The organism is Pseudonocardia sp. KRD291, from assembly GCF_019263595.1.
Taxonomy (GTDB): Bacteria; Actinomycetota; Actinomycetes; order Mycobacteriales; family Pseudonocardiaceae; genus Pseudonocardia.
The window spans coordinates 39,282-49,107 of sequence record NZ_JADQDD010000011.1 but is presented as its reverse complement, the minus strand read 5'-3'; the positions used below and the strand labels follow the sequence as shown (position 1 = coordinate 49,107).

Sequence of the window (9,826 nt, the reverse complement as noted above, 5' to 3'; positions counted from 1 at the left end):
AGCCGCCACATCTGGTTGCCCCAGCCGCCCTCCACCTCTCGCAGAGGCAGCCTTGCGAGGTCCGGGTGCTGATCCCCTAACAGCTCGAGGACGAGGGCGGCGGTGATCTCAGGCTCGGTCCGGGCCACGCAGGCGACCGTAGTGGGGCCCGCGGAGGACGGGGTGATGCAAGCTCTGCGGGCCGCACTGGCCTCCGGAGAGGAAACCACGACCGCAAGTTGACTGGCGCACGTGCAAAATTCAAGAGCTGCGCTGTTCGCAGCCCGCGGCGCCCCCAGCCGAGGCGTCCATCGTGATCAGCCGAGCCGGCCGAAGTCGATGATGGACTCGAAGTCGACCCCGCGCAGAGTGCCGTAGCCCGGGCCCCACCCGGTGCCGAGTCGGGAGGCGATGAACGCGTCCGAGACGGCGGTGGGCGCGTGCTCGACCAGCAGTGCGGCCTGGGTGGTAACTGCCAGTTTGGTGACCAGGTAGCGGGTGGTCTGCTCGGGGGCCATGACGAGCTCGTCGATCTCGTCGAGGGCGGCGGCGAGCAGCGGGTGCTCGGCCGCGGCGGGGCGGATCTCGTCGAGGACGGGTTCGATGGCCTTGGGCTCGCGGGTCAGGACGCGGCCCACATCCATGACCATCATGTTGGAGGTGCCCTCCCAGATGGCGTTCAGCGGTGCCTCGCGGTAGTAGCGCGGGCAGGGGTGTTCCTCGATGTAGGCGTTGCCGCCGATCGACTGGATCACCTCCTCGGTCACGCTCGAGACCCGCCGGCAGTTCCAGAACTTCGCCACCGGCGTCAGCAGACGGCTGACCAGACGCTCGGAGACGTCGTCGCGGGAGTCCTCGGCCCGGGCGACGCGGAAGCCGAGGTGCGCGGCGCCGGCCCACTCCAGGGCCAGGTCGGCCAGGACCGGCGCCTGGATGGGTAGCTGCGACAGCTTCGCGCCGAACGCGGAGCGGGTGTCGTTGTAGTGCAGAGCCTGGGACAGCGCGGCTCGCATCAGTCCGGCGGAGCCGACAGCGAAGTCGAGGCGGGTGTACTCGGCGGAGGACAGGATCGTGCGCACGCCCTTGCCCTCCTCGCCGACGAGGAAGGCCTCGGCGTCGTGGTACTCGATCTCGGAGGAGGCGTTGGCCTTGTTGCCGAGCTTGTCCTTGAGACGGTTGATCTTGAGGTTGTTGAGTCGACCGTCGGGAAGTCGCCGGGGGATGAGCAGGCAGGACACGCCGCCCTCGGTCTGGGCGACGGTGAGGTAGCAGTCCGACATCGGCACCGAGGCGAACCACTTGTGCCCGTTGACCAGGTACTTCTCGCCGGGGCCACGCTTGCCGACCGGGCGGGCGACGGTGACATTGGCGCGCAGGTCCGAGCCGCCATGCTTCTCGGTCATGAAGTAGCCGATGGTGGCGGCGGACTTGTGCTGGATCGGCACGTCGGCCGAGTCGTAGCCCTCGGCTTCGAGCGCGCGGGCGAACTCGGCGAGCTCGGGCTGGCTGCGCAGCACCGGGATCGATGCGTAGGCCATACCGATCGGGCAGGCGGTCGAGCCGTCGATCTGGTTCCACAGATACGACAGCACCGCGCGGGCGGAGTGCGCGCCGGGCTGCTCGGCGGTCCAGGCCAGCGAGTGCGCGCCGGAGCCGAACCCGAGCGCCATCAGCTCGTGGTAGGCGGGGTGGAACTCGATGTCGTAGACCTCGTCGCCGATCCGGTTCAGCGTCCGCAGCTCCGGGGTGTAGCGCTGCGCGTCACGGGCGTTCTTGAGGACCCGTGGGTCCCACACCTGACCGCCCAACGTCGCGGCCCGATCCCGCGCCCACGGCGCGAAGGTGTCGATGACCTGGGAGGCGACCTTGTCGGTGGTGAAGGCGTTGACGTGGTTGAGGTCGGGGACCAGGTCCTCCCGCGGAATCGGGCGCTGGTGGGTGTAGTCCGAATGCTCGGCGGTGGTGGTCTCATCGGTGATGGTCATGACTGTCCTCCGTGAATGACTCGGATGCGCGCATCCGGGGTGCTGGTGAGTGCTGCGCCGGCGACCGCTTGCTGGCAGAAGCGGGCCACTTCGGCGCTGACTGCGGCCCGGTCCAGCGGCCGGGTCACACGCTCGGCCAGCGGCGCGACCACCGCTTCGAGGAAGGCTCCGACGATGGCGGCACCGCGGATGCGCGCGTCCTGGGCCGGGAACTCCTCGGCTGTGACGCCGTTCTCGATGAGCTCGGCGAAGGCCTGTGCGAGCCCGGCTCGGGCCTCGAGCCGGACCTGGTCGACGTCGGGGTCCATCGGTTCTGCGATCACTGCATAGGCCAGGCCCTCACCGCGCAGGGCCCGGTCGACGAACGTCGCCACCGCATCACCGATGCGCTCGGTCGCGGTCCGGCCCTCCTCGGCGGCCACGGCACGGACCACCTCGAGCTCGCGGCGGCAGACGTCGCGCAGCATCTCCGAGAACAGCGACGCCTTCGACGGGAAGTGCCGATAGATCGACCCGGTCGCCACGTCGGCTACCGAGGCCACGACTGCGACCTGCGCGGCGGCGAACCCGTGCTCGGTCACTACTTCCCGGGCCGCCTCGAGGATGCGGCGACGGGCGTCGGCCTTGCGGGCTTCGACCCGACTCGACCGCACCGCGCCCCCAGCAGTGTGTGTAACCGACTCGGGCATCCCCACGCTCCTCCGATGACCCATGGATGAAATGAACCGAAGTTCAGTACTGAACCAATATTCATTTCGGGTGTCAACCACGGACTCGGAGCAGGGTCATCCGGCCAGCTCTCCGACGAGCAGACCGCCGGCACGGCGAGCATCGCCGTGCCGGCGGCTATCCGGGGTAGCGCGCGACCAGTCCGGGCGCGCCGCGGTGCCTGCGCGCGGCAGTGCCGACACCGGCGTGGGTGCGCGCCGTCCACAGCGCCGAACAACATCGTCTGAACCGCCGCCGGAGCTGTGTGACCTCATCGGAGCTTGCTTGCAGGAGCTCATCGCTGTCTTGTCCGTGCTCGGCCAGCAGGTGCTCGCCTGAAACGACGACGAGCAGCAAGGACGCACGTGCCGGACACCCTCTCGCTCGACGACGTCATCGGCGGCGTCGACAACCAACTGAACACCCATCACGGCGCAGTGATCGACGCCGTGGGGCGTCGGATCGACGACGCTCAGTTTCCCGCGACCGCCAGCGGCCAAAGAACAGCTGCTGACCTGAATGCGAAGCCGCGGCAACGTCGTCCGACTCGGTGTCGAGGGCACCGGGTCTTATGGGGCTGGGCTCGCGCGTCTGCTTGCCGCGCAGGGCCTGGCGGTGGTCGAGGTGGACCGTCCCGACCGTCGGGCGCGGCGCCGGAGCGGGAAGTCCGACGCGCTCGACGCCTACTCCGCGGCGATCGCCGACCTCAACGGCATATGGTCAGCGGACCGTCGCTGTGTCTGTGACCTGCGTGCCCCCGGCAGGATTCGAACCTGCGGCACCCGCTTTAGGAGGCCGGAAGACCGGGTGATCCGTGGCGTGCCACCTGGGCCTACATGGACCTCTGGCTCGACGTGCGGGTCGCTGTAGCGCTGCTGGGACCTGCAGTTCGTCCCACGACGCGTTCCACGAGGACGACCTCAGCCGATGGGCAAGGCCCTGGCAAACAGACACGGTCGAGGACGCAGGTTCGTTCGGCTATGCGGGCTGGGCTGTGGCGTCGATCGATCGCATCGTATGCGTGATCGCGTCGATGTCGACCTCGACGAAAAGATCTTCTGGTCCGCCGGGTGCGATGGAGGTGAAAGGCGGTCGATACAGCACGTCAACCTCGATCCTTCCGTTGTGTGTCACGTAATCGACCAACTCATTGACAAAGCGCAGCTGTGCCGAGGTGAGAGTTCTGCCCTGCTGGAACGCCCCGAATGCGGCGGCTGCAGCCGCCCGATCGAGACCTACGAGCGATCGAAGGAACAGGCCGAGCCCACCAGAGTTCTCCTTGGCCGTGCTGATCTCCGCCTCGGTACCGATGCCGGACTCGATGAATATGCCCTCAAGCTCGTCAAGGTCGAGCATGGTGATCTGGCGGTTGCGGCGAATCTTCTGGACAGCAAGCTGGTTCTCATGGGTGCGGAGGTAGATGCGTAGCTTCTGCTCGAAGCGGGAGAGATCGGCGCCGATCTCCATGCCGCGCAGTGACGCCGCGGACAGCTCGCCGAGCTCGTCCTCGAAGTCGGTGTAGACGACGCCGCGCCTGGTCTTCTCGATCAGCTTGACCAGGCTACGGATGCGTCGGCGCATCACCTCCAGCATGGGCAGCGTGACGTCCGCCCACCAATCGTCACCGGAAATCTCGTCGAGTAGCTCCTGCTGAGCGCGGACGGCGGGGATGGTGAGTTGATCGAGCAGTGCTGACGCGACTTCCTTGACCTGCTCTTGGAGCCGTCCGTACCCCGGTTCGGCGTTGATCTGGGCGAGCTGTAGGCGCAGCGCGAGCAAGTCGAAGCGCTTGGCCTCCTCGCTGCTGTCCTCGTCGCGGAAAGCGGTGGGGAGACCGGCGAGGTGATCGACCACCTCGGCGTGGGCCTCGGGGGTCAATGCGAGCCAGGCGTCGAAGTCTGCGAACTTGTCGATCTGCTCGCGATGCGGACGGACCAGGAAATTCTCCGGGTTCATGGCGCTCACCTCCTCGTGGAGGCGTTTCGCAACGTCGTGGCGCAGCCCGCCATCGCTCGTGGTGCCATCCGCTCCGTCCTCGGCAGCCGGGACCCGTTGCTCGTCCAGCGCGAGGAGCAGGTCGGCGCGGCGCTCGAACAGCCGCTCGCCCAGCGATGGGGCGAGGCCGCCCTCGGCGGGCATGAGGTTCTGGTTGAAGAACTCAACGTTCTGGCAGAGGTCGAAGACGAGGAACCCGGTCTTGTCGCGGTTCGGGCCGAACAGATCTGGGCATAGCCGAGTACCGCGGCCGATCATCTGCCAGAACTTGCTCTTGGAGCGCACCAGCTTGAAGAAGACCAGGTTGAGGACCTCCGGCACGTCGATGCCGGTGTCGAGCATGTCGACGGAGATGGCGATGTGCGGTGCCCCACCCGGGACGCCGAACGCCTCGATCATGCTGTCGGCGTACGTCTTGGCGTAGGTGATGACCTGCGCGAACGAACCCTTGTGCTCAGGGTAGTTCGCTTCGAAGCGCTTCTCGATGAAGTCGGCGTGATGAGTGTTCGCGGCGAAGATGATCGTCTTGCCCAACCGGTCACCGCCGGCGACCTTCAGACCATGCGTCATCAGGGTCGCCAGCGCCTTGTCGACGGTGTCCGCGTTGAACAGGTACTTGTTCAGCTCGTCGGAGGAGATCTCGGTCGGGACGCTGCCGTCGTCGTCCCATTCCAGCTCTTCCCAGCGCTGCTTGTCCTCCTCGGACAGGTCGTCGTACTTGATTCCACCGCGTTGGAACTTCAGCGGAACATCCACTACCCGAGGTGCGACGAGGTAACCGTCCTCGACGGCCTCGTCGAGGCTATAGACGTCGGTGGGGACGCCGTCCTCGAGGTGGAAGCGGCGATAAGTGTTGCGGTCGATCTCGTCCTTGGGGGTAGCGGTAAGCCCGACGAGTAGCGCGTCGAAGTAGTCGAAGATCGCGCCGTACTTCTGGTAGATCGAGCGGTGCGCCTCGTCGATGACGATAAGGTCGAAGTAGCCCGGCCCGAAGCGCCGCAGCCCACCGCTGTCCACATCGTTGATCATATTCATCAGCGTCGGGTAGGTGGAGACGACTACGCGCGCGCTGAGGTCCTTGTCCTCGACCAGGTTGACGACGGGCGTACCGGGAAGGTGCGCCTTGAACGCTCCGACGGCTTGGCGCACCAGGGCTTTACGGTCGGCGAGGAAGAGGATCCGCTTGGCCCAGTTCGCCCGCATCATCAGGTCGGTCAAGGCGATGATCGTGCGGGTCTTCCCCGAGCCGGTCGCCATGACCAGCAGGGCATCGCGCTGCGCGTCGTTCTCGAACGTCTCGGCGACACGGCGGATCGCGTGCGACTGGTAGCTGCGTCCGGCGATCTGCTCGTTGATCGGGAGCGTCGCGATCCTGAGCTGGCTGGCGCGGCGTTGGATAAGCAGCCGTAGCTCGTCCTTGGTATAGAAGCCTTGGACCTCGCGCGGCGGATAGTTGAGATTGTCCCAGATAAAGGTCGTGTAGCCGTTGGTGTAGAAGATGATCGGACGCTGCCCGAACTGCTCTTCCAGCCGGTCGGCATACAGCTGAGCCTGGTACTTGCCGGATTGGGCGTCGCGGGTGGTGCGCTTGGCCTCGACGAGCCCGAGCGGGCGCCCGTCGTCGTCCCACAGGACGTAGTCAACCTTGCCCTTGCCCGAAGGCGCAGCCGACACGGGCATCCCGGTGACCGGGTACTCGCGGTCCTGGGACTGGCCGAGCGTCCAACCTGCTTCCTTGAGGAGCAGGTCGATGATCAACGAGCGGGTTTGCGCCTCGTTGTAGTCGTGTGTGTCGGGCCGAGTCTCGTTCGCGGTCTTGGCCGCCTTGATCTCGGCGCGCAGCGCGGCCAGCTCGGTGTCGAGATCCTGGTTCCTGCGGCGTTGCGCGGCCAGCTCGGCGTCCTGCTGCGCGAACTTCTCCGCCCGCGCCTTGAGCTCCGCCTGCTTGGCCAACCGCACCTCGGCCGGCAACGGGCGCGGGATGACAGACTGGTCGAATGCCAGCCCGGGCCTGGGCAGGTCTTCGGGGTTGCGGGAGTACAGGCGGGCGACCCAGTACATGACGTGGAACAGCTCGGCGACCACGCGGACCGCGTCGTTCGACGCAACCGAGCCGCTGCGGTGTACTGCCGTATTGCCCTGCCGACGGACGACGTCCATCTTCGTGCGAATGGCGGGACCGGCCAGTTTCACCAGTGTCGGCTCGGCGATCTTCGCCGCCAGGTCGTCTCGGTAGGGGCGCTGTAGCGTGCTGTCGGCCTCGAACAGCCAGGTGAGCGTGAGCTCCAGGGTGCGGCGGGCGTAGAAGCATGACGCCCGTGGGTCCGCCAGGGCCAGACGCTCGGCCTGCAGCGCTTCGGTATGCAGGGAGGGCCATTCGGCCTGCAGGAACCCGAAGTTGCTCACGACGATGCCCTTCCTGGGGTAGACGATGTCGAGACTCAGGCGGCGGGGGAATCCCACAGCTCGCCGCGAAATGCGCGGTGCTGTAGAGAGATGAAGAGGGCGTCAAGCTCGGCGAGGTGTGCCCGGTGTGCGACCTTGAACCTTTCTAGCTCACCAACTCGCGCTGCGAATTCTCGCTGCAAAGCCAGCGGCACCTCGGCAATGTCAATCTCTTTCAGTTCGCGCGCGTTGATATTTGCCATGCCAACAATGCTTTTGCACATGTTGCGTAGTACGCGCTTTGCGTGAGAGGTATTCAGGAAGGCGGCGAGATACTCTCCGTTATTCTGGGAGTTGGCACGCACCCGGATTAGATAGCCCGCATAGGCCAGCGGCAAGTCTCCGCGGTAGATGGCAGACTTGCCGACTAGTTCGGGACTGTTCGTTCGATTGAACAATACATCACCACTGTGGACAATGTGGCGTTCATTGGTTGCGTCTCGATCCGTATACTTCAGATCGCTTAGGTCTATCTCGCCGGTGTACGATACATTGCCCATCCTTAGCATCGGCAGGTCACCCTCTGGCTTTGCCTTCTCGCTAGTGCCGTATTGGGTAGATTCGATCAGGTCGCCGATCTTTCTTATTGGCCAGGTAGTTGCGTTGCATGAGGGGTCGCCGAACATGTCAAGGAAGATCGACCGGATGAGGTCGTCGAGAAGGGTGACTGCGTTGCGGCGTTTGGTTCGGATAGCATCAGTCTGGCCAAGGATCGCGGCGATCCGCCGTTGCTCGTCGTACGAGGGGAGGGGGATCTCGACCTGGGCGATCGTTGTTTTGGAGATCTCTTTGAACGTTGCACCGTTACCCAGCGACTGGAGGTGGGAGCGATTGGCCTTCAGCCAGTACGCAAGATAATGCGCATCAATTTGGTTAGACTTCGGAATGAGGCTCTTGAAGCCTTGATTGGTCGCCATTGGACGGCTGTTAATGGCGACGTGCCCGATAGGGGCTCGTGAGCTGAGCAGGACGGAGCCAGCAGGCAGAACGGTTGCAGCACAACTATTCAGTCCAGCCTCAGTAATCTTCCGTGGAGTATCTCCGATCTCCATGCCGGTCAGTTTACTTAGATCTTTCGGGGTAGCCCAGTGGATCTCGCCATCCCAATAATGGCGGACTCCGCTCTTTGGGGTGGCGCCGGAGATGACTTCGCAGCACTCGCCGAGCGGCGTATCAAGAATCTGCTTCATCGGAGCGCCCTCTTTAGGTCGCTCATTCCGTGCTGGATCTCAGATTCGATGCGATCGAGTTCCTCAAGGATCTCGCCAGGCGTCCGGTGCTCGACTTCCTCGTGCACAATCTGCTTGTAACGATTGAGACTGAGGTCGTAGCCCTGCGCGACGATTTCCGCCTTAGAAACGCAGAAGCTCTGCTCGGTCCGCCCTCGCTCTTGCTCAGTGCCGTTGCGTCGGTTCCAGCGGGCCAGCACGTCAGGCAGGTTGTTCCTAGTGTGCTCGGTAGCATCCAGCGCTTCGGGAGGGACAGGCCCAAGCTTGTCCTCGAACAGCAGCGGGTCGCGCTTGTCGTCCAAACTCCAGCCGTCGGCTGTCATCTCGTAGAACCAGACGTTGTCTGTGCCGCCGACCGTGGTCTTGGTGAAGATCAGAATTGCCGTCGACACGCCCGCGTAAGGCTTAAACACTCCGCCAGGCAACTTCACTACAGCGTCGAGCTTATGTTCCTCGACCAAAATGCGTCGCAGTTCCTTATGCGCCTTGCTTGAGCCGAACAGTACGCCGTCCGGGACGATGACGGCGGCCCGGCCTCCGCTCTTGAGTAGTCGCAAAAACAGCGCCAGGAACAGCAATTCGGTCTTCTTTGTCTTGACGACCACCTGGAGATCTTTCGCGGTGACTTCGTAGTCCAGGCTCCCTGCGAATGGCGGATTGGCGAGGATCATCGAGTACTTCTCAGCCTCACCGGCCGTGCTCTCGGCAAGGGAGTCGCGGTAACGGATATCGGGATCATCGACCCCGTGTTGGAGCATGTTCATGCTGCCAATGCGGAGCATGGTGCTGTCGAAATCGAAGCCGTGGAACATGCTCCTGTCGAAGTGCTCGCGCCGTGTAGGCGTCATTAGCGCGTCGCGGTGCGTCCGGTTCACGTAGTCGGCCGATGCAACTAGGAACCCGGCGGTGCCACACGCTGGGTCGCAGATCTCGTCATGAGGCCCGGGTGCCATCATCTGGACGATCAACTCGATGATGTGGCGCGGGGTGCGGAACTGTCCGTTCTGACCGGCCGTTGCGATCTTGCCGAGCATGTACTCGTACAGGTCGCCCTTTGTGTCCTGCTCGGTCACAGGCAGATCGTCGAGCATAGCGACTGCCTTGGCGAGCAAGTTGGGCGTGGTGATCGAGAAGCGGGCGTCCTTCATATGCTGGGAGTATGTGGAGCCCTCGCCGCCGAGTTCACGCAGCCAGGGGAAGACGTCGTCCCGGACAATGATCAGCATCTCGTCGGGGGACCGGTTGGCGAACCATGACCAGCGCAGGGTCTGGGTCTTCTGTACATAGATCGGCTTCTCGACCGGCTTGCCGGTCCGGATGGCCTGGCGTTCCTTCCGGTTCTGAATCTCGTCTAGTCGGCGGATGAACATGAGATAGGTGATCTGCTCGATGACTTCGAGAGGGTTGGAGATTCCGCCGGACCAGAAGGCGTCCCAGACGCGGTCGATCTTGCTCTTGAGCTCGCCGGTGATCACCTGGAGAGGC

5 protein-coding genes are annotated in these 9,826 nt (G+C 64.5%); all 5 read right to left on the bottom strand.

Going from position 1 to position 9,826, the window contains the following annotated elements:
• Window positions 1–296: 296 nt before the first annotated feature.
• Window positions 297–1,964 carry an acyl-CoA dehydrogenase family protein gene (locus I4I78_RS03510; protein WP_218609711.1) on the bottom strand — a complete coding sequence of 556 codons (1,668 nt, stop codon included), beginning with the start codon at window positions 1,962–1,964 and terminating at the stop codon, window positions 297–299.
• Complete coding sequence (locus I4I78_RS03505; RefSeq protein ID WP_226379023.1) at window positions 1,961–2,653, bottom strand: TetR/AcrR family transcriptional regulator; 693 nt, start codon at window positions 2,651–2,653, stop codon at window positions 1,961–1,963. The genes I4I78_RS03510 and I4I78_RS03505 overlap by 4 nt, the downstream gene beginning before the upstream one ends.
• Window positions 2,654–3,650: 997 nt before the next feature.
• Window positions 3,651–7,073, bottom strand: coding sequence for a DEAD/DEAH box helicase family protein (locus I4I78_RS03500; protein WP_218609709.1), 3,423 nt, complete (start codon window positions 7,071–7,073; stop codon window positions 3,651–3,653).
• Between the two features lie 35 nt (window positions 7,074–7,108).
• A complete protein-coding gene (locus I4I78_RS03495) occupies window positions 7,109–8,302 on the bottom strand; it encodes a restriction endonuclease subunit S (RefSeq protein ID WP_218609708.1) in 1,194 nt (397 codons plus the stop codon).
• Complete coding sequence (locus tag I4I78_RS03490; protein WP_218609707.1) at window positions 8,299–9,816, bottom strand: class I SAM-dependent DNA methyltransferase; 1,518 nt, start codon at window positions 9,814–9,816, stop codon at window positions 8,299–8,301. The genes I4I78_RS03495 and I4I78_RS03490 overlap by 4 nt, the downstream gene beginning before the upstream one ends.
• Between the last annotated feature and the right edge of the window lie 10 nt (window positions 9,817–9,826).

What these genes read in the sequence shown, in the direction of transcription:
- I4I78_RS03510 (WP_218609711.1), bottom strand. Translation starts at nt 1,964, where the DNA reads ATGACCATCACCGATGAGACCACCACCGCCGAGCATTCGGACTACACC.
- I4I78_RS03505 (WP_226379023.1), bottom strand. Translation starts at nt 2,653, where the DNA reads ATGCCCGAGTCGGTTACACACACTGCTGGGGGCGCGGTGCGGTCGAGT.
- I4I78_RS03495 (WP_218609708.1), bottom strand. Translation starts at nt 8,302, where the DNA reads ATGAAGCAGATTCTTGATACGCCGCTCGGCGAGTGCTGCGAAGTCATC.